This is a genomic window from Clavibacter nebraskensis NCPPB 2581, assembly GCF_000355695.1.
GTDB classification, from domain to species: domain Bacteria; phylum Actinomycetota; class Actinomycetes; order Actinomycetales; family Microbacteriaceae; genus Clavibacter; species Clavibacter nebraskensis.
This window is the reverse complement of the sequence record NC_020891.1, coordinates 2,959,015-2,985,331: the sequence shown is the minus strand read 5'-3', so window position 1 is coordinate 2,985,331 and position 26,317 is coordinate 2,959,015. Positions and strand designations below refer to the sequence as shown.

General features: G+C 73.9%; 26 protein-coding genes. 16 read left to right on the top strand and 10 right to left on the bottom strand.

What is annotated here, in order from left to right; all coding sequences use genetic code 11:
- Window positions 1-45 precede the first annotated feature (45 nt).
- Complete coding sequence (locus tag CMN_RS14100; RefSeq protein WP_041465324.1) at window positions 46-522, top strand: hypothetical protein; 477 nt, start codon at window positions 46-48, stop codon at window positions 520-522.
- A gap of 241 nt (window positions 523-763) precedes the next feature.
- Here the strand turns inward: CMN_RS14100 and CMN_RS14095 are convergent, their stop codons facing one another.
- Complete coding sequence (locus CMN_RS14095) at window positions 764-1,252, bottom strand: DIP1984 family protein (RefSeq protein ID WP_015491451.1); 489 nt, start codon at window positions 1,250-1,252, stop codon at window positions 764-766.
- A gap of 409 nt (window positions 1,253-1,661) precedes the next feature.
- Between CMN_RS14095 and CMN_RS14090 the strand changes: the two genes are divergently transcribed.
- The 3 genes from CMN_RS14090 to CMN_RS14080 all read left to right on the top strand — a co-directional run bounded on the left by CMN_RS14090 (window position 1,662) and on the right by CMN_RS14080 (window position 4,176).
- Window positions 1,662-2,414 (top strand): cyclic nucleotide-binding domain-containing protein, encoded by a 753-nt coding sequence (locus CMN_RS14090; protein ID WP_131666515.1) that lies wholly within the window; start codon window positions 1,662-1,664, stop codon window positions 2,412-2,414.
- A 104-nt stretch (window positions 2,415-2,518) separates the two neighbouring features.
- Window positions 2,519-3,181: a hypothetical protein gene (locus CMN_RS14085; protein ID WP_131666512.1), complete on the top strand. Its 663-nt coding sequence runs from the start codon at window positions 2,519-2,521 to the stop codon at window positions 3,179-3,181.
- 113 nt (window positions 3,182-3,294) lie between these two features.
- Window positions 3,295-4,176: a patatin-like phospholipase family protein gene (locus CMN_RS14080; RefSeq protein WP_015491448.1), complete on the top strand. Its 882-nt coding sequence runs from the start codon at window positions 3,295-3,297 to the stop codon at window positions 4,174-4,176.
- Between the two features lie 74 nt (window positions 4,177-4,250).
- Here CMN_RS14080 and idi read toward each other — a convergent pair whose 3' ends face one another.
- A complete protein-coding gene (gene idi / locus CMN_RS14075) occupies window positions 4,251-4,823 on the bottom strand; it encodes an isopentenyl-diphosphate Delta-isomerase (protein ID WP_015491447.1) in 573 nt (190 codons plus the stop codon).
- Window positions 4,824-4,867: 44 nt separating this feature from the next.
- On the opposite strand from idi, the gene CMN_RS14070 reads away from it, so the two are divergent.
- The 5 genes from CMN_RS14070 to CMN_RS14050 are packed head-to-tail and all read left to right on the top strand — an operon-like array spanning window position 4,868 to window position 10,163.
- Window positions 4,868-5,938 (top strand): polyprenyl synthetase family protein, encoded by a 1,071-nt coding sequence (locus CMN_RS14070; protein WP_227077701.1) that lies wholly within the window; start codon window positions 4,868-4,870, stop codon window positions 5,936-5,938.
- Window positions 5,935-8,565 carry a phytoene desaturase family protein gene (gene crtI / locus CMN_RS15510; RefSeq protein ID WP_015491445.1) on the top strand — a complete coding sequence of 877 codons (2,631 nt, stop codon included), beginning with the start codon at window positions 5,935-5,937 and terminating at the stop codon, window positions 8,563-8,565. The genes CMN_RS14070 and crtI overlap by 4 nt, the downstream gene beginning before the upstream one ends.
- On the top strand, window positions 8,565-8,909 hold the full coding sequence (locus CMN_RS14060; protein WP_015491444.1) for a lycopene cyclase domain-containing protein: 345 nt from the start codon (window positions 8,565-8,567) through the stop codon (window positions 8,907-8,909). Before crtI ends, CMN_RS14060 begins: the two co-directional genes overlap by 1 nt.
- A complete protein-coding gene (locus CMN_RS14055; RefSeq protein ID WP_015491443.1) occupies window positions 8,906-9,274 on the top strand; it encodes a lycopene cyclase domain-containing protein in 369 nt (122 codons plus the stop codon). Before CMN_RS14060 ends, CMN_RS14055 begins: the two co-directional genes overlap by 4 nt.
- Window positions 9,267-10,163: a prenyltransferase gene (locus tag CMN_RS14050; protein WP_015491442.1), complete on the top strand. Its 897-nt coding sequence runs from the start codon at window positions 9,267-9,269 to the stop codon at window positions 10,161-10,163. The genes CMN_RS14055 and CMN_RS14050 overlap by 8 nt, the downstream gene beginning before the upstream one ends.
- Before the next feature lie 10 nt (window positions 10,164-10,173).
- Here the strand turns inward: CMN_RS14050 and CMN_RS14045 are convergent, their stop codons facing one another.
- A complete protein-coding gene (locus CMN_RS14045; protein WP_015491441.1) occupies window positions 10,174-10,494 on the bottom strand; it encodes a hypothetical protein in 321 nt (106 codons plus the stop codon).
- A 183-nt stretch (window positions 10,495-10,677) separates the two neighbouring features.
- Here CMN_RS14045 and CMN_RS14040 point away from each other — a divergent pair, with 183 nt between their 5' ends.
- On the top strand, window positions 10,678-11,364 hold the full coding sequence (locus tag CMN_RS14040) for an SGNH/GDSL hydrolase family protein (protein ID WP_231853760.1): 687 nt from the start codon (window positions 10,678-10,680) through the stop codon (window positions 11,362-11,364).
- Between the two features lie 28 nt (window positions 11,365-11,392).
- Here the strand turns inward: CMN_RS14040 and CMN_RS14035 are convergent, their stop codons facing one another.
- Window positions 11,393-12,418 carry a LysR family transcriptional regulator gene (locus tag CMN_RS14035; RefSeq protein ID WP_015491439.1) on the bottom strand — a complete coding sequence of 342 codons (1,026 nt, stop codon included), beginning with the start codon at window positions 12,416-12,418 and terminating at the stop codon, window positions 11,393-11,395.
- A 103-nt stretch (window positions 12,419-12,521) separates the two neighbouring features.
- Here CMN_RS14035 and CMN_RS14030 point away from each other — a divergent pair, with 103 nt between their 5' ends.
- Both CMN_RS14030 and CMN_RS14025 read left to right on the top strand, forming a co-directional pair.
- Window positions 12,522-12,953 (top strand): DUF5997 family protein, encoded by a 432-nt coding sequence (locus tag CMN_RS14030; protein ID WP_015491438.1) that lies wholly within the window; start codon window positions 12,522-12,524, stop codon window positions 12,951-12,953.
- 88 nt (window positions 12,954-13,041) lie between these two features.
- Window positions 13,042-14,526, top strand: coding sequence for a DUF2079 domain-containing protein (locus CMN_RS14025; protein ID WP_015491437.1), 1,485 nt, complete (start codon window positions 13,042-13,044; stop codon window positions 14,524-14,526).
- A gap of 112 nt (window positions 14,527-14,638) precedes the next feature.
- Here the strand turns inward: CMN_RS14025 and CMN_RS14020 are convergent, their stop codons facing one another.
- Entirely contained in the window at window positions 14,639-16,069 is a 1,431-nt protein-coding gene (locus CMN_RS14020; protein ID WP_227077790.1) for a CitMHS family transporter, read from the bottom strand.
- 159 nt (window positions 16,070-16,228) lie between these two features.
- Between CMN_RS14020 and CMN_RS14015 the strand changes: the two genes are divergently transcribed.
- Window positions 16,229-18,049, top strand: coding sequence for a sensor histidine kinase (locus CMN_RS14015; protein ID WP_015491435.1), 1,821 nt, complete (start codon window positions 16,229-16,231; stop codon window positions 18,047-18,049).
- Complete coding sequence (locus tag CMN_RS14010; protein ID WP_015491434.1) at window positions 18,046-18,708, top strand: response regulator transcription factor; 663 nt, start codon at window positions 18,046-18,048, stop codon at window positions 18,706-18,708. Before CMN_RS14015 ends, CMN_RS14010 begins: the two co-directional genes overlap by 4 nt.
- 66 nt (window positions 18,709-18,774) lie before the next feature.
- Here CMN_RS14010 and ectB read toward each other — a convergent pair whose 3' ends face one another.
- Window positions 18,775-20,109, bottom strand: a complete 1,335-nt coding sequence (ectB, locus tag CMN_RS14005) for a diaminobutyrate--2-oxoglutarate transaminase (RefSeq protein WP_015491433.1) — start codon at window positions 20,107-20,109, stop codon at window positions 18,775-18,777.
- A gap of 150 nt (window positions 20,110-20,259) precedes the next feature.
- Between ectB and CMN_RS14000 the strand changes: the two genes are divergently transcribed.
- Together CMN_RS14000 and CMN_RS13995 are read left to right on the top strand one after the other, a co-directional pair.
- On the top strand, window positions 20,260-21,126 hold the full coding sequence (locus CMN_RS14000; RefSeq protein WP_015491432.1) for an alpha/beta fold hydrolase: 867 nt from the start codon (window positions 20,260-20,262) through the stop codon (window positions 21,124-21,126).
- 106 nt (window positions 21,127-21,232) lie between these two features.
- Window positions 21,233-22,723, top strand: a complete 1,491-nt coding sequence (locus CMN_RS13995; RefSeq protein WP_015491431.1) for a glycoside hydrolase family 28 protein — start codon at window positions 21,233-21,235, stop codon at window positions 22,721-22,723.
- A 20-nt stretch (window positions 22,724-22,743) separates the two neighbouring features.
- Here the strand turns inward: CMN_RS13995 and CMN_RS13990 are convergent, their stop codons facing one another.
- The 4 genes from CMN_RS13990 to CMN_RS13975 form a co-directional block, all read right to left on the bottom strand.
- Complete coding sequence (locus CMN_RS13990) at window positions 22,744-23,382, bottom strand: HEAT repeat domain-containing protein (RefSeq protein ID WP_015491430.1); 639 nt, start codon at window positions 23,380-23,382, stop codon at window positions 22,744-22,746.
- A 68-nt stretch (window positions 23,383-23,450) separates the two neighbouring features.
- Window positions 23,451-24,560 (bottom strand): VIT1/CCC1 transporter family protein, encoded by a 1,110-nt coding sequence (locus CMN_RS13985; protein ID WP_015491429.1) that lies wholly within the window; start codon window positions 24,558-24,560, stop codon window positions 23,451-23,453.
- A 246-nt stretch (window positions 24,561-24,806) separates the two neighbouring features.
- Complete coding sequence (locus CMN_RS13980) at window positions 24,807-25,676, bottom strand: M56 family metallopeptidase (RefSeq protein ID WP_015491428.1); 870 nt, start codon at window positions 25,674-25,676, stop codon at window positions 24,807-24,809.
- A gap of 70 nt (window positions 25,677-25,746) precedes the next feature.
- Window positions 25,747-26,208 carry a MarR family winged helix-turn-helix transcriptional regulator gene (locus CMN_RS13975; RefSeq protein WP_012039555.1) on the bottom strand — a complete coding sequence of 154 codons (462 nt, stop codon included), beginning with the start codon at window positions 26,206-26,208 and terminating at the stop codon, window positions 25,747-25,749.
- Between the last annotated feature and the right edge of the window lie 109 nt (window positions 26,209-26,317).

Here is a 26,317-nt window from a genome sequence, read left to right as displayed (position 1 = left end):
CCCCGCTGCGGCCGGATCCGCCCGCATCCCTGGCAGGGTCGGGGCATGACCTTCCGCTACGCCCCCGAGCCGACCGCGCCCCGCGACCGGAAGACGTCGAACGGCGTCGGGCTCGCGGCCCTCATCGTCGGGGTGGTGTCGCTCGTCGGCGCGGTCATCCCGCTCGTCGACTACGCGTCGGGATTCCTCGCGGTGGTCGGCATCGTGCTCGGGATCATCGGCCTGATCCTCAAGGATCGGCCCAAGGGCATGGCGCTCGGCGGCCTGATCCTGAGCACGATCGCGCTGATCCTCTCGATCGTGCTCGCGATCGTCTACACGGTGGGCATCGCCACGATCATCGGCGACGCCGTCGAGGAGTCCCGCTCGTCAACGAGCCCGGTGCCCCTGCCCGAGCCGCAGGGCGTCGAGACGCCGGACGCCGACGACGGCACCGTCGTCACCGAGCAGACGTCGAGCGGCGCGGACGCGCGCGCGGCCTGCGTCGTGACGGCCGCCGAGGTTCGCGCGGCCGCGGGCTAGAGACGGGCCCGGCGCGCATCGCGCCGGGCCCGCGTCACGCAGGGGCGAGGTCCCCGAACCCTCCCTCGTCGTCCGACCGGCACGTGGTGGTGAGCTGTACCCGTGCACCGTTCCCGGTGCGAGGTGCGGGGCTGACGTGTGCTCGGCTCTCGCCGGGTGCGCTGCCCTCCGCGCCACAGGGGATCAGGTTGCCCGCTGATCCGCCGGGGTGTGCCCGCTCCGGACGACTACCGACTCGCCCCTACGCCTCCTCGACCAGCTCCACCTCCCAGTTCGCGCGCTGGATCCTGGCGTCGAGCTCCCGGAGCTCGCGCCCCGTGTCGTCTGCCCGGTCGCGCACCTCGCGGATCGGCAGCGCCGAGATCTGCCGCAGCTCGCTCCGCATCTGCCGCGGCGCGTAGCCGACGCTGCTCCCGTCTGCCCGCCCGGAGGCGGCATCGGCCGCGGCCGTGAGGATCCCGTGCCGCGTCCGCAGCGCATCACGCCGGGCGAGCGCTGCCGTGAGGGGCGTGCCGTCGTCGAGGCCGGCGGCCGTGTTCGTGAGGTTGATCCGCGTGACGAGCGCCGCGAGCCGGTCCACCGTCTCGCCCGCCTCCGCGAGGAGCGCGGCGGCGTCCTCCGCGGGATCCTCGCCCTCCTGGTACCGCGCCGTCGCCTGGATCCTGCTCCGCAGCGACTCGATGCCCCTCTGCAGGTCGGACCGTTCCATCAGCGCCTCGGCGAGTCTCATGGATCCACCGTCTCATGGCTCTCGACGCCGGGTGGAGCCCGCGTCCAGCTCCCGTCCGCCGAGCGCTCCCGACCTGCGCTCCAGGCGGGTGCCCGCGGCCTGCGCGGCAACCCTCGCCGGGGGCGGCATCGGTCTCATATAAGAAAATGCGTCGAATCTGCATAAACTGATGCCGGAGGAAGCGATGGATGTGAGCACGGCATTGGGCGAGCTGGAAGCAGCGGGGTTGTCCCTCGTGCCGGAGAGCGCGATCGCATTCCGCTCGGCAGACGGGCGCCGAGTCCTCCGGGGAACGACTCGACGCGTCCCGACCCCGTCCGACATCCGCGACGACCTCGAGCAGCTGCATCCCGACGAGCGTGTCCTGTACGTCGTCGACCGCCTCACCCCGTCACTCCAGGCTGCCGCGATGCGGGATCCCCGACTCATCTTCCTGGACCTCTCGACCGGTGCCGCGTGGATGGACGCGCGTGAGCCGCACGCGGATCGACCCGATCGCCGTCCGGCGCCGAAGCGCGGCCGCCGCCCCTTCGGGCAGCTCGCCGTGGCCCGCGCGCTCCTCCTCGGGGGGCGCTTCCGGCGGCAGCAGGACCTCGCGGAATTGCTCGGTCTCACGCAATCCGCTGTGTCCCAGTCGCTCACACGTCTAGATGACGGCGTCATCCGGACGGCGAGGGGCTTCGAGGCGGGCGACCGGGCGCTGCTACTCCGCCTCGCTGACGAGGAATACCCGGGAGCCGGTGGCATCACGACCCACTGGTGGCACGACGGCGACCTCGAGACCCAGGCGCGGATGGTGCAGGGGCAGGACGGCGTCGTGCTGTCCGGTGATCTCGCCGCGCGACGCATCAGCGCATGGAGGAAGCCCGAGCGGGTCACCGCATATGCCCCGACCGGCCTCGACGCGGCGAGAGTCGGCTTCGCGCTCGCGGACGCCGCCGACCACACGCTCTCCATCACCGTCCCTGCGGACAGGACCCTCTTCGCGACAGCGCGCGCCTTCGGCGTCGAGCCGGGGTTCGCCGACCCCGTCATCACCGCGCATGATGTCGAGCGCACCGGAAGCACCGGCGACCAGCAGGAGGCGGCAGAGCGGATCCGCGCCCTGATCCTCCGCGGGGCATGGCACCCCGGAGGCGCCGGCTGGCACGGGGACGCGTGAGCGTGCCGACCGCCCACCTCGTCGCAGGCGGGCCGGAGGACGACGCGGCCTTCATCGCGCTCCGCGACCTCGCGAAGGTGCTGGAGGCGCATCCCGATGCACGCGTGGTCGGCGGCCACATGGTGGGACTCATCACCGCCGCCTTCCCGAGCCCGGGCTTCGTCGAGCGGAGGACAGGTGATGCGGATGCGGGCATCCCCGTCGAGCTCGCGGATGACGGCTCCGTGCACGCGGCGCTCATCGCAGCCGGCTATCGGGATGTCGCGGGGAACAGATACGTGCTCGGACAGGACGAACCGATGCCGACGATCGATCTCCTCGTCCCCACCCTGACCGGTCGGTTCTCCGATGCGCTCCACGGCGGCCGCCGGCTCGATGCGATGCCCGGTCTCCATCTCGCCGTCGCGTCCCCGCTGCATCTCGACGCGTCGCTCCTGCTCCAGGACGGGACGGAGCTGTCGACGTCGGTGGTCGTCCCCGGACTGGAGGCGGCCGTGGTGCTCAAAGCGTATGCGTGGCGTGGCCGGGGTGGGCAGACGGTGAAGGACGTCACCGACCTGTCGAACCTCCTCCACGTCCGCGAACGGCATGGGGACGCCGCCGGTCCATGGGCGCTCGGGCAGCCGGGCCTCATCGGCGCCCGCCGAGACGCCGCGCAGCACCTGCATGCCCTCGCGGACCGCCTCGCGGGCCGTTCGGCGCGCCAGCTCGCGATCGATCCACGTCGGCTGGCTGTCCTCATCCGACGGCACGTCGCGCGTCCGTGAGGATCGTCGTCGAGGTGCCGGAGCCCGCGTCCAGCTCCCGTCCGCCTGGCGGTCACCGCGCTCGTGGATGATGGTCGAGGATCCGCACGGGGCGGGCCGGGAGAGGAGCAGCCGTGAGCGCAGCGCTGGCATCGGACGAGCAGGGCACGACGCGGGGACTCGTCCTCGGCGGCGGAGGCGTCGCCGGCATCGCCTGGGAGACGGGCCTCCTCTCGGGCCTCATCGCGGCGGGCGTCGACCTGGGCGCGGCCGACACGGTCGTCGGCACCTCGGCCGGATCCGTCGTCGCGATCAACCTGCGCGCGGGCGCCATCGATGCCGCCTATGACGAGCACTTCGTCGACGTGGCGGGCATGGCCGAGCCGACCGGCAGCCGCGACCTCGCGCGCACGGTCGAGGTCATCGGCGAGGGCGTCGTGAGCACCGCGGGCGAGATCCCCACCCGCCAGAGGATCGGCGAGTTCGCGCTCGAGGAGTACGACCCCGAGGTGGACGACGCGGCGAGCGTCGAGCGCATCGGCCAGCTGCTGCCCATCCGCGACTGGCCCGAGCAGGACCTCCGCATCACCGCGGTCGACGCCGGCACGGGCCGCTTCACCGTCTTCGACAAGGACTCCGGCGCCGACCTCGTGCGGGCGTCCGCCGCGAGCTGCGCCGTGCCCGGCGTCTTCCCGCCCGTCACCATCGACGGCCGCCCCTACATGGACGGCGGCATGCGCTCCGGCACGAACGCCGACGTCGTCGCCGATTACGAGCGGATCCTCGTCATCGCGTGCGGCCCCGAGGCCCCGCAGAGCGGCATGGGCCCGACGCTGTCCGGCGTCGTGCAGCAGCTGCGCGGCCGGGCCGACGTGCTCGTGATCCAGGCCGACGCCGAGAGCACGGCCGCCTTCGGCGAGAACTCGCTCCTGCTCTCGACCCGGAAGGCCTCCGCCGAGGCGGGCCGTGCGCAGGCCGAGCGCGTCGCCGACGAGGTCCGCGCGTTCTGGGGCTGATCCCCGCCGCACCACGTCGAGGGGCCCGGCAGCGTTCGCGCTGCCGGGCCCCTCGACGTCGTGCGGGGTGCGGATCAGACGGCGGGCACCGCCGCCGCCTCCGCGAGCCCGACGTGGGCCGCGTGCTCCGGGTACAGCAGCGGCAGCTGGAGCGTGAGCCACGGGCTGAAGGCCCACGGCGTGTGGGCGACCGCGGGGATGAGCTCCTCGGGATCCACCCACTGGTACTCGCCGACCTCCTCGGGCCGCGGATTCACCGGCGTGGCCGCGACGGCGCGGAACACGGGGCAGATCTCGTTCTCGACGATGCCCGCGGCGTCGGTCGCGCGGTAGCGGAAGTCGGGCAGCACGAGCTCGACGGACGCGAGCGTGAGGCCCAGCTCCTGCTCGGCGCGGCGGTGCACGGCCTCGACCATGTCCTCGTCGGGCGCGGGGTGGCCGCAGAACGAGTTCGTCCAGACCCCCGGCCAGGTGAGCTTGCCGATCGCGCGGCGCGTGACGAGGATCCGCCCCTCCGCATCGAAGACGTGGCACGAGAACGCGAGGTGCAGCGCGGTGTCGCGGGTGTGGACCGTCGCCTTGGGCGCCGTCCCGATGGTCTCGCCGTCGTCGTCCAGGAGGACGACGAGCTCGGTGTGCTGTGGCATGCGCTCCCTGCTTTCCGTTACCCCCACGATGTTAGGTTTCATCCGTGGACGCCACCAACCTCGCTGCCGTCTCCACGACGAGGCAGGCCCATGTGAACGGCGTGCTGGACGCGTTCTTCGCGCGGTCGCTCGTGCGGGCCGAGGTCATGGGTTCCGAGTACGTGAAGCTGTGGCGCACGCTCGAGTCGAACACCGCCGGCGGCAAGCGCTTCCGGCCCCGCATGGTCATGGCCGCGTACGACGGCCTCGGCGGCCAGGACGTGCAGGCCGCGGCCCACGTCGGCGCCGCGTTCGAGATGCTCCACACCGCGCTCATCGTCCACGACGACGTCATCGACCGCGACTTCACCCGGCGCGGCGGCCCCAACGTCTCCGGCGCCTACCGCGACATCGCCACCACGCAGGGTCTGCCGCAGCCGCTCGCCGAGCATCGCGGCATGTCGGCCGCCGTCATCGCGGGTGATCTCGCGCTCGTGAACGCGTACCGCCTCATCGACGCGAGCGGCGTGCGCGACCTCACCCGGTCGCACCTCCTGGAGATCCTCGACGACGCCGTGTTCGCGTCGGCCGCGGGCGAGCTCATCGACGTCGAGTTCTCGCTCACCGCCGACGTGCCGAGCGTGGAAGAGATCCTCCGCATGGAGCGGCTCAAGACCGCCGTGTACTCGTTCGAGGCGCCGCTGCAGGCGGGCGCCGTGCTCGCGGGCGCGCGACCCGAGGTGGTCGCGGCGCTCGGCGACTTCGGCCGCGACATCGGCATCGCCTACCAGGTGGTCGACGACGTGCTCGGCGTCTTCGGCGACGAGCAGGAGACCGGCAAGACCAACCTCGGCGACCTGCGCGAGGGGAAGCGCACCGTGCTCATCGCGCACGCCGTCCGCTCGTCGGAGTGGGGCGAGATCAGCGCGCTCGTCGGCAAGGACGACCTCTCCCGCGGCGAGGCGGCGCTCGTCCGCTCGGTGCTGGAGAGCTCGGGCGCCCGGGCCTACGCCGAGGGCGTCGCGCGGGATCTCGCGGTCGCCGCCGTCGCGCGCCTCGACGACCCGGTCGTGCCGGAGGCGCTCCGCCGGGAGCTCGCGCCCGTCGCGGAGTCCGTGCTCGGGCGCATCCGATGACGCGTCGCCTGCCCGGCCGCCGGCCCGCCGCCCCCGAGGCGCCCACGGGCCTCGAGAAGTACGACCGCGTCGCGCAGGAGACGGCCTCCGTCGTCATCCGCCGCTACTCCACCTCCTTCGGGCTCGCGTCGCGCCTGCTCGGCGCCGACGTCCGCCAGCACATCGAGAACGTGTACGCGCTCGTGCGCGTGGCCGACGAGATCGTCGACGGCGCCGCGGCCGGTGCCGGAGTGGATCCCGCGCACGTCGAGGCCCTGCTGGATGCGCTGGAGCAGGAGACCGAGGACGCCATGCTCCGCGGCTACAGCACCAACCTCGTCGTGCACGCCTTCGCGATCACCGCCCGCCGCGCCGGCTTCGGCGCCGAGCTCACCGCGCCGTTCTTCGCCTCGATGCGCATGGACCTGCGGCGCATGGAGCACACGCCCGCCTCCTTCACCGAGTACGTCTACGGATCCGCCGAGGTCGTCGGCCTCATGTGCCTGCGCGCGTTCCTGGTCGGCCACGCGACCACGCGCCCCGAGCGGATCCGCTTCGAGGAGGGCGCCAAGCGCCTCGGCGCCGCGTTCCAGAAGGTCAACTTCCTGCGCGACCTCGCCGCCGACCACGGCGCGCTCGGCCGCAGCTACTTCCCCGGCGTCGACGTCGCGTCCTTCTCGGAGGCCGACAAGGAGCGCATCCTCGACGACATCGACCACGACCTCCGCATGTCCGGCGCCGTGATCCCGGACCTCCCGGCCTCCAGCCGCCGCGCCGTCGCGCTCGCGCAGGGTCTGTTCGCCGAGCTCGCCGTGCGCCTCCGCGACACCCCCGCGTCCGAGCTCGTGCGCACGCGCGTGCGGGTGCCGGATCCCGTCAAGGCCCGCATCGCTCTCGCCGCCGCCGCGGGCGCCGAGCCGTCCGGAGTCGACGGCCGCCTCGTGCGCCGCTCCCGCGGACCCCGCGCCGACGGCGTCCGCCCCACCCCCTCGTCCCGTCCCGTCCCCACCCAGCCTGCCCCGTCCGACCCCGAGCAGCAGGAGAGCGCCATGACCGCACCCACCGCCATCGTGATCGGCGGCGGGATCGCCGGCCTCGCCTCCGCGTCGCTCCTCGCCCGCGACGGCTACCGCGTCACCCTCGTCGAGGCCCACGACGAGGTCGGCGGCCGTGCCGGCTCCTGGGAGGAGGACGGCTTCCGCTTCGACCTCGGCCCCAGCTGGTACCTCATGCCCGAGGTGTTCGATCACTTCTTCCGTCTGTTGGGCACGAGCGCCGCCGAGCAGCTCGACCTCGTGCGCCTGCCCGGCTACCGCGTGCTCTTCGAGGGCGAGAGCGAGCCCATCGTCATCCGCGACTCGCGCGAGGCCAACCTCGACCTGTTCGAGAGCGTCGAGCCCGGATCCCGTCCCGCGATGACCCGCTACCTCGACTCCGCCAAGGACGTCTACGAGATGGCCAAGAAGCGCTTCCTCTACACGACCTTCGCCGACTACCGGCCGCTGCTGAAGCGCGACGTCGTCACCCGCACCGGCACGCTCGGGAAGCTGCTGCTCACGCCGCTCGAGACGCACGTGGCCCGCTACGTGAAGGACCGCCGCCTCCGCCAGATCCTCGGCTACCCGGCCGTCTTCCTCGGCTCCTCGCCGAAGCTCGCGCCGAGCATGTACCACCTGATGAGCCACCTCGACCTCGAGGACGGCGTGCTGTACCCGCAGGGCGGCCTCATCACGGTCATCGACGCGATCGAGCGGGTCGCGCGGGCCGAGGGCGTCGAGATCCGCACGGGTGCGCCCGTCTCGCGCATCCTCACCAAGCCGACGAAGGCCGGGAAGGCGCGGGCGCGCGGCGTGCAGGTCACCACCGACGCCGGCACCGAGACCCTCGAGGCCGACGTGGTCGTCTCCACCGCCGATCTCCACCACACGGAGACCGAGCTCATCCCCGAGGCGTTCCGCACCTACCCGCAGGCGTACTGGGACAAGGCCACCGCCGGACCCGGCGCCGTGCTCGTCTACCTCGGCGTGAAGGGTGGCCTGCCCGAGCTGCACCACCACACGCTGCTGTTCACGGAGGACTGGGACGAGAACTTCTCCCGCATCTTCCCGCCGAAGGGCGGCACGACCTCGGTGCCGGATCCCGCGAGCATCTACGTCTGCAAGCCCAGCGCCACCGACCCGTCGGTCGCGCCCGAGGGCCACGAGAACGTCTTCATCCTCGTCCCGATCCCCGCCGACCCGACCATCGGTCGCGGCGGCATCGGCGGCGCCGGGGACGCGCGGGTCGAGGAGATCGCCGACCGCGCCATCCAGCAGATCAGCGACTGGGCCGGCATCCCCGACCTCGCCGAGCGCATCGTCCTCCGCCGCACCTCGGGCCCCGGCGACTTCGCCGCCGACCTGCACTCGTGGAAGGGCACCATCCTCGGTCCCGCCCACACGCTCAGCCAGTCGGCCATGTTCCGCGCCGGGAACACGAGCAAGAAGGTCGACGGGCTGCACTACGCCGGCGGATCCACCATCCCCGGCATCGGCCTGCCCATGTGCCTGATCAGCGCGGAGATCCTCGTGAAGCGCCTCCGCGGCGACACGTCGACCGGCCCGGGCGCCGTGCCGCTCGTGCGCACGGTCGGCCGCCCGGTGGTCTGATGGGCCTCGTCTACCTCGTGCTGCTGCTCGTCTCGATCGGCTGCATGATGCTCGTCGACCGTCGCTGGCGCCTGTTCTTCTGGCGCGACCGCACGGCAGCGGCGCTCACGACCCTCATCGGCGTCGCCTTCTTCCTCGCGTGGGACGTCGCGGGCATCTCGCAGGGCATCTTCTTCCGCGGCGAGACGTCGTTCATGACGGGGATCCTCGTGGGCCCCGAGCTGCCCGTCGAGGAGGTCTTCTTCCTCACGCTGCTCTGCTACCTCACGATGAACCTCGTGAACGGGTTCAGCCGGCTCGCCGACCACCATGTCGCCCGGGCGAGGGAGCGCGCGAACCGATGAGCTACCTCCTGCTCGACCTGCTGTTCCTGATCCCCGTCGCCGTCGTCGGCTTCCTGTTCCGCCGGCTGCTGCTGCGCGAGGCGAACGCGGTCCCGTACGGATCCAGCCGCTTCGACTACCCCGAGTACTACTGGTACCGGCGGATGCCCGTCGCGATCCTGCTCGTGATGACGCTGATCTTCGACAACATCATGATCCAGGTCGGCCTCGTCGGGTACGACCGCGACAAGCTCGTCGGCCTCATCCTCGGCGTCGCGCCCATCGAGGACTTCGCCTACGCGGTCGCCGCGCTCGTGCTGCTGCCGGCGGTCTGGTACCTGCTGCGCCGCCGCCGCAGCGTCTCCGGCATCGAAGCGCATGAGTGACGTGCGCGCGCGACCGGGCGCCGCGGAGATGCTGCGCACCATCGCGCTGTCGTCCCGCCCGCTCTCGTGGGTGAACACGGCGTTCCCGTTCGCGGCCGCGTACCTCACGGTCACGCGCGAGCTCGACCTCACGGCGATCCTCGGCACCCTCTACTTCCTCATCCCCTACAACCTCGCGATGTACGGCATCAACGACGTCTTCGACTACGAGTCCGACATGCGGAACCCGCGGAAGGGCGGCGTGGAGGGCGCGGTGCTCGCGCGGGCCATGCACCGGCCGGTGCTGATCGCGGTGCTCGTCACGAACGTGCCGTTCCTCGTCTACCTCGTGGCCGTGGGATCCGCGGCCAGCGTCGCCGTGCTCGCCGTGAGCGTCTTCGCCGTGGTCGCGTACTCGCTGAAGGGCCTGCGCTTCAAGGAGCGCCCGGTGCTCGACTCGCTCACCTCGAGCACGCACTTCACGTCCCCCGCGGTCTACGGGATCGTGCTCGCGGGCGGCGCGTTCACGCCCGCGCTGGGGGCGATCCTCGCGGCCTTCTTCCTGTGGGGCGTCGCCTCGCACGCGTTCGGCGCCGTGCAGGACATCTTCGCCGACCGCGAGGGCGGCATCTCCTCCATCGCGACCGTGCTCGGCGGGGCCGTCACCGTGCGGATCGCCGTGCTCGCGTACGCCGCGGCCGGGGTCGCGATGCTCGTCACGGGGTTCCCCGGCGTGTTCGCGGCCCTGCTCGTGATCCCGTACATCCTCAGCACCGCGCCGTTCTGGTCGATCCGCGACGAGGACGCGGGAGCGGCGAACCGCGGCTGGCGCCGCTTCCTCGGCCTCAACTTCCTGTCCGGCTTCGTGGTGACGATGCTCCTCATCGCGTACTGGCTCACGAACGCCTGACGCCGCGCCCTCAGTAGTGCGTCGGCATCATGCCGGTGGCGAGCTCGCGGCGGCGTCGGGCGTGCTCGCCCGCGAAGGAGAGCAGCTCCATGTCGTGCTCGCGCATCCACGCGACGGCGGCCTCCAGCGTGACCGTGGTGGACACCCACACCCGGCGGCCGGAGTCGTCGACCGCGTCGGCGTAGACCTCGAAGACGGGATCCGCGCCGGCCGCGCGCACGGTGGGCACGACGTAGCCGAGGACGGGCTGCGACGCGACCTGCACGCGCCAGGCGCCCTGGTGGAAGCGGGCGTGCGGGTGGTGGACGAGGGGCTCGGGCTCGCGGGTCATCGGTGCTCCTGGTGATGGGACGGGGGCGCGAGCACCCGGCCGCGCTCGTGGACGACGATAGGCTGTGCGTCCGACACGGGGGTGGTCGGCGCATGGTCAGCGCATGATGGACGGACGCCCCACGAACCACGGGAGCCCATGTCACCGCCGATCCGCCTCCTTCACCAGACGGTCCGTCCCTTCGTGGCGGCCGGCCTGCGCGGCGGCATCCCGACCCCGCTGACCGCGGCCGTGCCCACGGACGCGCCCGTCGGCGTGGTGCCGGGTCCGGATCCCGACCGCGTCCTCGCGCTCGGCGGCATCGGCGGATCCGGCGTGGGCCTCCGCACGCACGCGGAGGGCGTCGCGGCGCAGTCGGCGCAGGCGCTCGCCGCGATCACGGGCCGCGGCGTCGAGTGGCGCACCGTCCCGCTCGCCGACCAGCACCTCACCGCCACGCAGGAGGCCGTGCGGCAGATCACCGAGCTGCACCGCTACGACGTCGTGCTCGTGATGCCCGGGGTCGCCGACGCGCTCGAGCTCGCGCGCATCACCCCGTGGGTCCACCGCCTCGAGGACCTGCTCGACCACCTCGTGGAGCAGACCGCCGACAACTCGATCGTGCTCGTCTCGGACGTGCCGCAAGTGTCGCAGTACGTGCAGGCGGGCGCGTTCGTGCGGGGCCTCTTCCGCGACCACGCCATGTACCTCTCGCAGCGCAAGGCCGAGGTCTGCGAGCGCTTCCCGCAGGTCACGTCGGTGAAGCTGCCGGATGCGGGTCCCGTCGACTTCGAGGGCGGCGAGTTCCGCTACGCCTCCATGTACCGCCGCTGGGGCGAGCACGTGGGGCGCGTCATCGCCGACCTGCAGGCGGGGCGCGGGTCGGCCTGAGCCGGCGGCGGATCCGCCCGCTCGCGTCCTAGCGCCCGCGCCGCTGGCCGCGCGGCGGGGGAGTGCGCTTGCCGCCGCCCTTCTGCGCCGGCTTCGACCCGCACTTCGCGCCCGCGGCGCCCGGCTTGCCCGCCGCCTTGCGGGCGGTCTTCTGCGCCGCGGTCGGCTTCCGGCGGTCGCGCTCGTCGTCGTCGCGCTGCGATCGGGAGCTTGCGGCGGTGCGCCCGCGGACGATGCCCACGAGCTCCTCGATGTCGGGGGAGGCGTCGCCCTCGCGCCAGGCCACGGCGATCCGCGTCTCGGGCAGGTCGTGCACGGGCACCGCGACGACGTCCTTGCGCGCGTGCAGCCGGCCGAGCGCGTGCGGCACGACCACGAAGCCGACGCCCGCGGCGACCAGCTCGACGGCCGCGGCCACGTCGTCGGGCATCGGGACGGGATCCGCGCCCGCCGTGCGCCCGGACCAGCTCGGCACCTGGTCGGCCGGCTGCAGGAGCAGGTCGTCGGCGAGGTCGGCGATCGCGATCGCGTCGGCCGTGGCGTGCGCGTGCTCCTTCGGCAGGATCGCGACCTGCACCTCGCCGTAGAGCGGCACGATCGTGAGGCCGCGCCCGTCGACGGGGAGGCGGAGGAACGCGACGTCCGCGGATCCGTCGACCAGGGCGGGGGCTGCGTCGGGCTCCGCGAGCGGCACGACCCGCAGCGGCACGTCGGCCACGCGCTCGTCCCAGGCGCGGGTCCACTTGGCGACGGTGACGCCGGGCACGATCGCGACCACGAGTCCCCGCGGCGGCGCGGCGGCCTCCTCGGCGAGGCGGGCGTCCTCGGCGGCGATGGCGGCCCGGGCCTCGACGAGCCGCTCCTCACCCGCGGGGCTGAGGCGCGTGGGGCCGTCGTCGCGCACGAACAGCTCGACGCCCCAGAGCGCCTCGAGGTCGAGGATCGACCGGCTGACGGCGATGCGCGAGACGTTGAGGGCCTTCGCGGCGCGGGCGAAGTGCAGCTCGTCGGCGACGGCGGCGAAGCGCCGGAGGGCGGTCGGGTCGGCGTCCACGGGAGTCCCCTCGATGGCCCGCTCGGTGGTGGCGCGCGGAGCGGCGGCGGGTCCGATCCAGGCTAGTGCAGGGCGCCCGGGGCCCCGACGGTACCCTGGGCTCATGACGAGCCCCGGATCCAGCCAGACGATGAAGGCCGCGACCGCGGCGAAGAAGCTGGGCGTGCACCTGCCGGCGACCCCCGTGGAGTTCCAGGAGTCGACCCCGTCCCGCGCCGAGCTCGCCGAGATGACCGCCAACCCGCCCGAGTGGCTCGCCACCCTGCTGCGCGACGGCCCGCACCCGCGGCAGGTCATCGCCGGCAAGCTCGGCGTCTCCATCGCCGGTCTCGCCCGCGGCGGCGTCGACGAGGCGCTCACCACCGCCCAGATCAAGGAGCTGCTGCAGGCCCCGCCCCAGTGGCTCGTGCAGGAGCGCGCGACGCAGGCCGAGGTGCGCGAGGAGCAGATCCGCGTGAAGAACCGCGACGCCGGCCGCGCCGCCATGGCCGCCGAGCGCGAGCGTCAGGAGGGCGCCGGCGGCGAGCGCCGCTGACCCGACCCGACCTCACCCGTCGGCCCTGAGCGGATGGTCCCGGGGATCCCGCCCCCGCGATCCCGGCCCCGCGTGAGACCCTGATGCGGTGACCCGCACGAACGAACCGGCCCACCGCCGCCACGCCGCCGATGCCGGATCCGCCGAGCCGGATCCCGCGGGCGCCCCGTCCTCGACCGCGCTCCCCGCGCCGATCACCGGATCCCGCGTGCCCGGCACGGTCGGCGCCGTCGTCGTCGCCGCACTCGTCACCGCCGTCTACGTGCTCTACTCGGCGCTCGAGTGGCGTCGCTTCACCGTGAAGTCGTGGGACCTCGGCATCTTCACGCAGCTCGCGCAGGACTACTCGCGCCTCCAGGCGCCTCTCGTCTCCATCAAGGGCGACGGCTTCAACCTCATGGGCGACCACTTCCACCCGATCCTCGTGCTGCTCGGCCCGGTGTACGCCGTCTTCCCGCACGCGTTCGCGCTGCTCGTGGTGCAGGCCGTCCTCATCGGGATCTCGGTGGTCGGCGTCGGCCGCCTGGCCGGCCGCGTGGCGGGCCGGTGGGGCGCGATCGTCGTGGCGGCCGCGTACGGGCTGAGCTGGGGCATCCAGGGCGCGGTCGCGTTCCAGTTCCACGAGATCGCGTTCGCCCTGCCGCTGCTGGCCTTCGCGCTCGACGCCGTGATCGCCCGCCGCGCGATGGCGGCCGCCGCGTGGGCCGTGCCGCTCGTGTTCGTGAAGGAGGACCTCGGCCTCACGGTCGCGGTGCTCGGCGCGATCATCGCCCTCACGATGGACCGCCGCGTCGGCGTCGCGCTCGCCGGCTGGGGCGTCGCCTGGTTCGTGCTCGCGACCACGGTGATCCTCCCGGCGTTCAACCGCGAGGCCCGCTGGGACTACGCGTCCAAGCTCGACGCGGGCGGCGCTCTCGCGGATCCCTTCGGCACCATCGCGGGGCTCTTCGTCGCGCCGAAGCTCGAGACGGTCGCCTTCCTGATCCTCGCGGGCGCGCTCATCGCGCTGCGCTCGCCGCTTCTCCTCCTCGTGGTGCCGACGCTCGCCTGGCGCTTCCTCTCGCCCACCGAGGCGTACTGGGGGCCCGGCTACCACTACGACGCCGTGCTCATGCCGATCGTGTTCGCCGCCGCCATCGACGGCGTCGTGCGCGCTCGCCGGGGCCGGCAGCGCTGGCTCGCCATGGCGTCGCGCGCGACCGTGCCGGTGCTCGCGATCGCGGCGATCGCCCTCTTCCTCCGCTCGCCCATGGCGGAGCTGACGAAGCCGGCCATCTGGCAGCCGTCGCCGCGGGCCGCGCAGGCGCAGGCCGCGCTCGACCAGGTGCCCGCGGGCGCGAGCGTGCTCAGCGACATCGGCCTCATGTCGTACCTCGTCGACGACCACGAGGTCTTCTGGCTCGGCAACCCGGGCAATCCGGCGCCGCAGTACGTCGTGATCGACACCCTCGGCGGCGGCCTCGGCCAGGGCGCCCTCAACGCCGACCAGTACGGCGAGGCGACGCAGGCGGGCACGACGTACGAGATCGTCTACGCCGACGCCGGGTACCAGGTGGCGCGGCGGGTCTCGTAGCCCGCTCGCCGGATCCGACGGACCCCGCACACGCCCCGCACGCGCGAAGGCCGGGCGCTCCCCCGAGCCGCCCGGTCTCCGCGTGCGCGTGCTCCCGGAGGAGCGCTCCCGATCAGATCGGGATCACCGCCGTGAGCACTCCCACGGCGAGCATCGTGAGCGACACGAGCACCGCGCGCCACAGGACCTTGCGGTGGTGGTCGCCGAGGTTCACGTCCGCGAGCGACACGAGCAGCAGGATCGCCGGTACCAGCGGGCTCTGCAGGTGCACGGGCTGCCCGGTGATGGACGCGCGCGCCATCTCGACGGGGTCGATGCCGTAGTTCGCCGCGCTCTCCGCGAGCACCGGGAGCATGCCGTAGTAGAACGCGTCGTTGCTCATGAAGAAGGTCATCGGGATGCTGAGCACGCCGGTGATCACCGCGAGGCCGGGGCCGAGGGCGTCCGGGATGATCGTGACGAGCCACGCGGACATCGCCGTGACCATGCCCGTGCCGTTCAGCACGCCGATGAGGACGCCCGCCGCGAGCACCATCGAGACCACGCCGACCACGCTGGGCGCGTGCGCCGCGATGCGCTCGCCCTGGCGCTTGAGGTCGCGGAAGTTGGCGATCAGCGCGATGGCCGCGCCGACCATGAAGACGTAGGCGAGGGGCAGCTGGTCGAGGATCAGCAGCGCGAGCACCACGATCGTGAGGCCGAGGTTGAACCAGATCATGCGCGGGCGCAGGGTCTCGCGGTCGGGGTCGAGCATCGTCGTGCCGAGCGTGGAGACGGGGGCCGTCTCGGCGCGGACGAGGGCCGGGGCCATGGTGATGAGGCCGCCGCGCGGGGTCGCGGGGGCGCCGCGACCGGCGCGCCACCAACCCGAGCCGCCCGTGGACCCGCCGGAGCCGGAGTCGCCCGTGCCGCCGACGGCGTCGAGCCCGCCCTCGGCGCGCGCCTCGCCGAGCGCGGCCAGGCGGCTGCGCTCGCGGAGGCCCATGGTCCAGGCGAAGATCATGACGAGCGCGATGCCCACGAGGAGCGACGGGATCATCGGCACGAAGATGTCGGTCGGCGAGACCTTGAGGGCCGCCGCCGCGCGGACGGTCGGGCCGCCCCACGGGACGATGTTGAGCGTGCCGTTGGCGAGGCCGGCCGTGCAGGTGAGGACCACCGGGCTCATCCCGAGCTTGCGGTAGATGGGCAGCATGGCCGCGGTGGTGACGATGAAGGTCGTGGATCCGTCGCCGTCGAGGGAGACCGCGGCCGCGAGGATCGCCGTGCCGAGCACGATCTTCGCCGGGTCGCCGCCCGCGAGCCGGAGGATGAGGCGCACCAGCGGGTCGAACAGGCCGACGTCGATCATGATGCCGAAGTAGATGATGGCGAACATCAGCAGCGCGGCCGTGGGAGCCAGGTCGCCGAGCGCCTCGATGACCATGTCGCCTAGCCCAAGGCCGGCGCCCGCGAAGAGGGCGAAGATCGTCGGCACGAGGATGAGGGCGACCATGGGCGTCAGCCGCTTGGTCATGATGAGCGCCATGAAGGTGAGGACCATGGCGAAGCCCAGGAATACCAGCACGCGTGACTCCTTCGTCGGTGGGCGGAACGCCCGGCTGAACACCAAACGCTAGGTGGGCGTCCGCGGTCCGTCGCGCTTGTGCCGCTTGATCGCGATAGTGCACGTAGACGACGTTCTGCGCATTATGCTCACCAGGTGGATCGAGCGACGGGGCGACGGCGGACGGGGCTCGACTTCGCGCGTCGCACGCTCGTCCTCCAGCTGCTCGTCGTGCTCGTGGTGGTGGGGATCGCGACGGTCGCGTACGGGGTGCTGAGCTCCTCCGAGAACCGCGAGGAGGCGCAGGCGACGGCGCTCGCGATCGCCCGGACGGCCGCCGAGGATCCCGCGCTCCGGGCCGCCGTGACGGCCGAGACCGCGGATCCCGGGGTCGCCACCGCGTCCGACCTCGCCGACGGGCCGGTGCAGCGGACGGCTGAGGCGGTGCGCGCGCGGACCGGCGCGCTGTTCGTCGTGGTCACCGACGACCGCGGGCTGCGGCTCGCGCACCCCGACCCGGCCGAGCTCGGGGAGCGCGTGAGCACGGATCCGACGGTCGCGCTCGCGGGGCGCGAGGAGGTGACGTGGGCCACCGGCACGCTCGGGGAGTCCGCGCGGGCGAAGGTGCCGGTGCGGGCGCTGGCGGATGCGTCCGCGGGCGGCGACGACGACGCGGGAGGCGGATCGGGCCGCGTCGTCGGCGAGGTCAGCGTCGGCTTCGCGGCGGCGACCGTGCGCGACTCCATCGGCGTCGACGTCGCGGCCATCGGGGTCGTCGCCCTGCTCGCGCTCGGCGTCGGGGCGGTGGCCAGCGGGATCCTCTCCCGGCGGCTCGCGCGCCTCACCCTCGGCCTCCAGCCGTCGGAGCTCGCCGGCCTCGTGCAGGACCAGGCGGCCGTGCTCTCCGGCGTCGGCGAGGGCGTGCTCGGCCTCGGTCCCGACGGGCGGGTGACCGTCTGCAACCCGCGGGCCGCCGAGCTGCTCGGCCTCGTGGATCCGGTCGGCCGCACGCTCGCGGACCTCGGCGTCGCGCCCGTGCTGCGGGACGCGGTCGCCGGCGCGCAGGCCGGTGCCGCCGCCGGATCCGCGTCGCTGCGCGCGGTGGTCGACGACCGACTGCTCTTCGTCGACGTCGCCCGCGTCGACCGCGACGGGCGCGACCTCGGCACGGTGATGGTGCTGCGCGACGAGACGGACATCGAGGCGATGAGCCGCCGCCTGACGGCCGTCACCGCGATGTCCACCGCGCTCCGCGTGCAGCGGCACGAGTTCGCGAACCGCCTCCACGTCGTGCGCGGCCTCGTCGCGACCGGCCGGGTGGACGAGGCCGACGGCTACCTAGCGGGCGTGCTCGAGCAGGGTCCCGTCGCGTTCCCGACGGTGGACGCGGGGCTCGTCGACGAGCCCTACCTGCAGGCGTTCCTCGGCGCGAAGGCGATGGAGGCGGAGGAGCGGGGCGTGGCCCTACGGGTCGGGCCCGGCACGCTCGTCCGTGGGTTCCTGGTGCGGCCCGAGGAGGTCACGACGGTCCTCGGCAACCTCGTCGACAACGCGGTGCAGGCGGCCGTCCGCGGATCCCGCGCCGACAGGTGGGTGGAGGTGGAGGCGCTCGACGACGGCGCGGACCTGCACCTCGCGGTGTCCGACTCGGGTGACGGGCTCGCCGCGTCCGACGCCGGCCGCGTGTTCCAGCGCCGGCCCGACGACGTGGGCGGGGCCGCGGAGGCCGTCGCGGCGGGCGGGGGAGCGGATCCCGCGCACGGCCTCGGCTTCGGCCTCCCGCTCGTGCGCGACATCGCCCGGCGCGACGGCGGCGACGTGTGGGTCGCCGACCCCGGCGGGCCGCCGCCTCGTGCTGAGAGCGGCGCGGTGCTCTGCGCGCGCCTCGCGGGCGTGGTCGAGCCGCCCGACGCGGATCCACCCGCCGACGACCCCCGCGACCACGACCACCCCGACCCCGACGGAGCCCCCGCATGACCGACGACCTCACGGTCCTCGTCGTCGACGACGACTTCCGCATCGCCCGCCTGCACGAGGGCATCGTGGAGCAGGCGCCCGGGTTCCGCGCCGTCGGCACCGCGGGCAGCGTGCGGGCGGCGCTCGCCGTGCTCGACACGTCCCGCCCCGACCTCGTGCTCCTCGACGCGTACCTGCCCGACGGCAGCGGCGTCGACCTCGTGCGGCGCATCGAGCCCGACGTGATCCTCATCACGGCCGCCGACGACCCCGCCACCGTCCGCCGTGCCCTCCGCGGCGGCGCCGTCTCCTACCTCGTGAAGCCGTTCGCGCCCGAGCTGCTCACCGCGCGCCTCGCGGCCTACGCGGCCTTCCGCGCCGGGCTCGCGAGCGATCGCCCGCTCGACCAGGCCGGCATCGACCGCGCCATCCACGCCCTCCGGCCCGGCCGCGTCTCCGCGCGCGAGCGCCCGGCGACCGAGCAGGCCGTGCTCGACGCCCTGTCCGCATCCGACGAGGAGCTCAGCGCCCCCGAGATCGCCGAGCGCGTCGGCATCTCCCGCGCCACCGCGCAGCGCTACCTCGGTGCGCTCGCCCGCGACCGCGTGGTCGACGTGCAGCTCAACTACGGATCCACGGGCCGCCCGGAGCACCGCTACCGGATCCTGCGGCCGCGGTAGACGCACGACGGTCCGGTGCCCGCGCGTGCGGGGCCGGGCCGGGCCGTCGGGGATCGGGAGCGCGGATCAGCTCCCGACGGCCACCGGCAGCGGCACCTCGTCGGCCGCGAGCTCCTCGCTCGTGGACCCGAGGACCTCGGCGACGGATGCGCGGATGATCGCGAGCCCCTCCTCGACCTGCTCGTCGGTGATGGTGAGCGCGGGCAGCACCTTCATGACGGTGCCGCCGGCGCCGCTCGTCTCCATGAGCATGCCGCGCTCGAACGCCGCCCGGCAGACCGCGCCGGCCAGGTCGCCCGAGGGGAACTCGATGCCGCGCGCGAGGCCGCGGCCGCGCACCTTGAGCGTCATCTCGGGCGCGGCCTCCGCGGCGATCTCGGTGAAGACCTCGTGGATCCGCTCGCCCTTGCGCAGCGTGGACGCCTCGAGCTCGCCGTCGGCCCAGTAGAGCCGCAGCGCCTCGGCACCCGTGAGGAACGCGGGCGCGATGCCGCGGAAGGTGCCGTTGTGCTCGCCCGGCTTCCACTGGTCGAGCTCGGGCTTGAGCAGCGTGAGCGCCATGGGCAGGCCGTAGCCGCCGATGGACTTGGAGAGCGTGACGATGTCGGGGACGATGCCCGACTCCTCGAAGCTGAAGAACCCGCCCGTGCGGCCGCAGCCCATCTGCACGTCGTCGACGATGAGCACGATGCCGTGGCGCGCGGTCAGGTCGCGCAGCTTCCGGAGCCACTCGGGCGTCGCGACGTTGATGCCGCCCTCGCCCTGCACGGTCTCGACGATGACGCCCGCCGGCGTGTCGAAGCCCGAGCCGGAGTCGTCGAGCAGCTTCTCGAAGTACGCGAGGCTGTCGGTCTCGCCGCCGAGGTAGTCGTCGAACGGCACCGCGACCGCGTGGTGCAGCGGGTGGCCGGCGCCGCCGCGCTTGAGCGCGTTGCCGGTGACCGCGAGCGCGCCCTCGGTCATGCCGTGGAACGAGTTGGTGAAGTGCACGATCGTGGTGCGGCCGGTGACCTTGCGCGCGAGCTTCAGCGCGGCCTCGACCGCGTTGGCGCCGCCCGGGCCGGGGAACATGATGCGGTAGTCGAGCCCACGCGGCTGGAGGATGACGTCCTGGAACGTCTGCAGGAAGTCGCGGCGGGCCTCCGTGAACATGTCGAGGGAGTGCGTGACACCGTCGCGGAGGATGTAGTCGACGAGCTTCTGCTTGAGCCCGGCGTTGTTGTGCCCGTAGTTGAGCGCGCCGGCGCCCGCGAAGAAGTCCAGGTAGCGGTCGCCGTCGGCCGTGAACATCTCGCTGCCCACCGCGCGGTCGAACACGACCGGCCAGCCGCGGCTGTAGCTCCGGACCTCGGACTCCATCTGCTCGAAGATCGTCATGCCGTGTCGCTCCTTGATGCTCATCGGCGACCTCGGTCGATCGCCGCACGTCGGGCGGGGCTCGTGGCTCCGGGCGACGGGGAAGGGCGCTGCGATGCGCAGCCCCTCCATCGTCGCACCTCCTCCCGACATCGCCGGAATCCCCCGCGCGGGGGAACTCTGTAGGGTCGCGGCATGGCCGCATCCGGGGACGTCGACCCGCTCCGGGCCCCGGGCACCGCGACCCTCGAGGTCGACGGCCGGACCATGCGGCACCGCGTCACCGGATCCGGGGATCCGCTCCTCCTCCTGCACGGCATCGGACGCAGCCTCGAGGACTGGGACGAGCAGCACGCCCGTCTCTCCGCGGGCCACGCGCTGCACAGCGTCGACCTGCCGGGGTTCGGCTGGTCGGATCCCGTCCCCGGCCCCACCACGCTCGAGTCGCTCGCCGACGCGCTGCCCGCGTACCTCGACGCGGCGGGCGTCGCGGGACCCGTGACCGTGGTCGGCAACTCGCTCGGCGGCGCGGTCGCGATGACCCTCGCGATCCGGCACCCGGATCGCGTGCGCGCCCTCGTGCTCGCGGACAGCGCGGGCTTCGGCCGGCAGGTCACGGCGGGCCTGCGGATGCTCGCCTTCGACCCGCTCGCGACGCTCCTCATGCGCCCGACGCCCGGCAACTCCCGGCGATCGACCCGCGCCATCTTCCACGACCCCGCGCTCACGACCGACGCGCGCGTGCGGCACGCGCAGGAGCTCTCGGCCCGGCCGGCCCACGCGGCCACGATGCTCGACATCGCGCGCGACCTCGGCACGGTCCGCGGCGTGAGCTCCCGCTGGCGCCGCCCGCTCGTGGAGGGTGTCCGGGAGTCGGGCCTGCCGGTGCTCGCCGTGTGGGGCGACCGCGACCGGATCCTCCCGCCCGCGCACCTCGCAGCCGTCGCGCGCGAGCTGCCCGACGCGCGCACGCGCCTCATCCCGGACTGCGGCCACATGCCGCAGATCGAGCGGCCCGACCTCTTCGCGGGCCTGGTCGAGGACTTCCTCGCGGGCCTCTGATCCGGCCGCCCCGCGCTGGGGAGCGTCCGCGCGGGGCGCCGGCGGGCGACCTATCGTGGCCCCATCGCGCGGGACCTCCTCGCCCCGATCCTCGGAAGGGCGTCCCATGGGCTTGTCCTCGCACCGCATCCGCACGCTGCTGGTCGACGGCCTGCTCGTCGCGGCGGTCCTCGCGTCCGTGGTCACCCTCGCCGCGGCGCCCCCGGGTGCCGCATCCGTCTCGTCGGCGGGCGACGCGGGATCCGTCGTGCACGGCGACCGGCTCACCGTCGCGGAGCCGGTCGCACCGGCGACCACGTGCGCCACCGTCCCGGCCGCGGTCGCGATGGCCGAGCGGCAGGGGTCGGCGGCCGACGAGGCGCACGCCCCCGACACCGCGCGCATCCAGGCCGCCCTCGACGGGTGCGCGGGATCCGGCGGCGCCGTCGTCCTCGCGGCGTCGGCCACCACGGCCGCGTTCCTCAGCGCGCCGATCACCGTGCGCGCGGGCGAGGTGCTGGTCCTCGATCCCTCCGTCGTGCTGCACGCCTCCCGCGCGGCCGCGGACTACCAGGTGGCGGGGCGCGCGACGTGCGGCACCGTCGCCGGCGCGGGCGACGGCTGCCGGCCCTTCATCACCCTGTCGTCGCACTCCGGGCTCGAGTCGAGCACGGCGACCGGCCTCGGCCAGGGGCGGGTCGACGGCCGGGGCGACCTCCCGATCTTCGGCGGGACCCGGAGCTGGTGGCAGGTCGCCGCGGACGCCAAGCAGGGCGGCCACCAGAACGTGCCCCGGCTCGTGGCGGCGACGCGGGCCGACGACGTGACGCTGCACGACGTGGACCTCGTCGACTCGCCCGGCACGCACGTGTCCTTCGACCACGGCGACGGCCTCACCGTCTGGGGCGTCGTGATCCGGACGCCGGCGGGTGCCCGCAACACGGACGGCATCGACCCGGCCGGCGCCACCGACGTGACCATCGCTCGGTCGTGGATCAGCGCCGGTGACGACGGGATCGCCGTCAAGGCGGGCACCGCGGCGTCGGCGCACATCAGCGTCCTCGACGACCACCTCTTCGGCACGCACGGCGTCGCGATCGGCAGCGAGACGCAGGCCGGGGTGAGCGACGTGCTCGTGGCCCGCGTCACCGTGAGCGGACGGGACGCCTTCGGGACGCTGAGCGTCGCGGCCGGGGGGATCCGCATCAAGGGCTCCGCCACATCCGGCGGCCTCGTGCGGGACGTCGAGTACCGCGACGTGTGCGTCGACGAGGTGAAGAACCCCCTGGCGTTCGATCCCCGCTACGCGACGGCGGTCGGCACCTCGATCCCGACCATGACGGGCATCGTGGTGGACGGCTTCCGCGCGACCCGGTCGCTGCACCTCGCGTCGTCCGAGCTCGACGGGTACGACGCGGCGCACCCGCTGGGCCTCGCGCTCCGCCGGACCGCGGTCGACGCGGCGCCGGTCGAGATGGCCGCCGCCGACATCACGACCGCGGGCGCGGCCTTCGGGGGCGTGCCGCTCGCATCCACCGCGTCGGACGTGCGGGTGACCGCGGGGCCGGATGCCGGGGATCCGCCGACGTGCGCGTTCCCGGCTTTCCCGGACCTCTGACGGGACGCGCCTGGCGAGGCCTACGAGCGGGCGTCGTCCTCGGCGTCGTCGGCGTCATCCGCGTCGGTGGCGGGAGCGCTCGCCTCGGCCGCCGCGGCCGCGTGCCGGCCGGCCGGGGAGAGCACCTGCTCGTGGCGGGCGGCGAGGGCCTCGAGGCCGTCGTGCGCGGCGACGCGGACGGAGGTGTCGGGATCCGTCAGCGCGCGGCGGATGACCTCCTCGTCGGCAGGTCCCCCGACGGCGCCGAGCGCGCGGAGGGCGGCGCCGCGGACGCGGGCGTTCTCGTCGGTGACGAGCACCGTGAGCGCGCGCACGAGCGGCAGCTGCCGGGTTGCGACGACCTTCGCGCACGCCTCGCGCACGCGCCAGGCGCGGTTCGTGAGGTTCTTCTCGACGACCTTCGCGGCCTCGGGGGTCCAGGCGTAGAGGAGCGCGCGGGCGCCCCACGCCTCGGGCCAGTAGAGGGGAGGGGCGCCGTTGAGGATCCCGCGGGCGTGCCGTCCGCCGACCAGCAGCAGGAAGTCGTCGCCCTCGTACAGCCCGTCCAGCAGGCCCATCGCCCGCAGGGCGACCTCCCGCTCGCTCGTGCGCGACACCGCGTCGCTCATGCGCGTCGCGAGGGAGTCCTCGCGACGGCGGGGGTCATCTCCGTCAGCCATGCGGACAACCGTATCGGCTGCGGCCGGCGCGGCCCGCCGCCCACCGCCCTGCAGAGGCGGGTGGTGGATCACCCGGCCTGCGTGTTGAAGAGCAGCCCCAGCAGGTAGGTGGCCCCGGCCGCGCCGAACCCGATGAGCAGCTGGCGTCCCGCGCGGCGCAGCGGCGGGCCGCCGGAGAGGAGGCCGGTGACCGCGCCCGTGATCGACAGCGCGATCGCGACGAGCACGCACGCGACCGCGAGCGCCGCGAGGCCCTGGAGGCCGACGAGGTACGGGAGCACGGGGATCACGGCGCCGGACGCGAAGAAGCAGAAGCTGGAGATGGCCGCGCCCCACGCGGTGCCGACGCTCTCGTGGTCGTCCTCCGACGCGGCGACGCCCGCGATGGTGACCGGGATCGGCCGGGTCTCGGCCGCGAGGTCGCGCAGCACCTCGTCGGCGTGCGCGAGCGCCTCCTCCTCGGTCATGCCGCGGGCGCGGTAGACGAGGGCGAGCTCGTTGGCGTCGACGTCGAGGTGGGGGAGCGCGTCGTGCGTGCCCGGATCCGGGGCCGAGGCCTCGAGCAGCTCGCGCTGGGAGCGCACCGACACGAACTCGCCCGCGCCCATGGAGAGCGCGCCGGCGAGGAGGCCCGCGAGGCCCGTGGCGAGGATCACCGCGTTCGGCACGCCCGTGGCCGTGATGCCGAGCACGAGCGCGAGGTTGCTGACCAGCCCGTCGTTCGCGCCGAAGACGGCGGCGCGGAAGGTGCCCGAGAGGCGCATGCGGCCGCGGGTGGCGAGGCCGCGGACGACCTCCTCGTGCACGCGCTCGTCGGCGGCCATCGCGTTGGTGGCGTCCGCGTCGTCCGCGTACGGCGAGCGGCTCTCGGCGCGCTGGGCGAGCGCGAGCACGAAGACGGATCCGAAGCGGCGGGCGAGCAGGCCGAGGATCCGGGTGCGGATGTCGCCGCGCACGGGCTTGCCGACGCGGTCGCCGAGCAGCTCGATCCAGTGGTCGGCGTGGCGACCCTCGGCCTCGGCGAGGGCGAGCAGGATCTCGCGCTCCTCGCCCGTGCGGCGGCCGGCGAGGTCGCGGTAGACGGCGGCCTCGGCGCGCTCGTCGGCGAGGTACTGCCGCCAGCGGCGCACCTGGGCGGGCGTCGGATCGGGCGTGCGGGCAGGGGGCATGGCGGTCATGGGTCCTCCGGTCGGGCGACGGCCGGGAACCCCAGGGGTCTCCGGCCGACGCGACGGCGCGTCGCGCGCCTGTCGTTCGTCTGGCCGAAGGTCTCGTCCGCCCGCCTCGCTCGTGCTCCGTGGCGGGTGATGCACCGGGCCCGGGGGCCAGCATGTCGACGCATCGCCGTCCGGCTCGAAGGCCGGGGGGACTACTCCCCTTCGAGAGGAGACCCTAGCGCACGGCCCCGGGCGCCCCGGGCCGGCTCAGGCCGGCGGCAGCAGCACGATGACCAGCGGCAGCACGGGGAGCGCGCACGCCACCGCGCACAGCAGGCGCAGCGCGACCCGGTGCCCGCCGCGGGGGTGGCGCATGCGGTCGACGCGGAGGGTGGAGAGGCCGCCGTCCGGATCCAGCTTGCGGAGCGCCGCGGCGACCGTGTCCGGCCCGGTGACGCGGGCGGCGTGGTCGTCGGCGATGAACTCGATGGCGATGGTGGTGGAGAGCGCGAGGCGCTGGCTCGCGGGGAGGGCCGGGAGGATCGCGCGCGAGACCTGGGCGATCCGCACCGCGAGCGCGTGCCGCTGTTCCAGGTGCGCGGTCTCGTGCTCGAGCACGGCCGCGAGCTCGTCGTCGTCGAGGCGGGCGCGCGCCTCGGTGGTGAGGAGGATCACGCCGGTGGCGGGGGAGAGCGCGGCGAGCGGCACGTCGGACTCCACGATCCGCGCGTCGCGCCCCGCCACCCGGTACGGCCGCGACGCGAGCAGCAGCGTCGCCACCTCGCCCGCGCGCTCCCGGGCCGCGCGCACCACCCGTCCGCCCTCCTCCACGATCCGGAAGAGCAGCACGCCGAGCACGCCCGCGGCCACGTAGGCCAGGGGGATGGCGGCGAGGGGCGCCGTGTCCGCGTCCTGCTGCGGGCCGGCTCCCGCCTGCATCGCCATGCCCTGGTGGATGAGGAGCCCGAGCCCGGATCCGAGGCTCAGCACCGCGGTGACGAGGAACCCGTGCCACGCGGCGAGCATGGCCACGGGCCGCTGGGCGACGAGCGGCAGGCGGCCGAGGAGGAGCGGCGCCAGGAGCGTGACGGTGACGTAGCACTCGAGCAGCAGCACCGCGCGGACCGTGTCGCTCACTGGTCGCGCTCCGATCGGGTGGTGTGGTGATGCAGGGGAGCCGGTGGCGCGGGGTGCGGGGACGGCGGGTCTAGATGGTCTCGGGGAGCGCCTTCGCGTTGTCGATGACCTGGCTCAGCACGGTCTTGAGGCCCTCGAGCTGCTCCTCCGTCATGGAGAGGCGGTCGCGGATCTGCTGCGGGATGGCGACGGCCTTCTCGCGGAGCTCGCGGCCCTGGTCGGTGAGGCCGATCTCCAGCACGCGCTCGTCCGTGGCCCGGCGCACGCGCCACACGTGGCCCATGGCCTCCAGCCGCTTGAGGAGCGGGGAGAGCGTGGCGCTGTCGAGCTGGAGCTCGTGGCTCAGGTCCTTGACCGAGCGCGGCCCGCGGGCCCAGAGCGCGAGGAGCACGAGGTACTGGGGGTGGGTGAGCCCCAGCGGGTCGAGGATGGGTCGGTAGAGGGCGGTCACGCTGCGGGCGGCGACGACGAGCGAGTAGCTGACCTGCCTGTCGAGCGCGAGCGGGTCCTGCAGGTCCTGCGGTGTTGACATGGTTCCTCCGCGGGTCATTCTGTCACTCCGTGTTGCTAACCCCGGGGCGATGGGGCTCCGGCAGCCGGATCTGTGGAAAGGCTCCTGCTTGTGAGGGATTCGGAGCCGG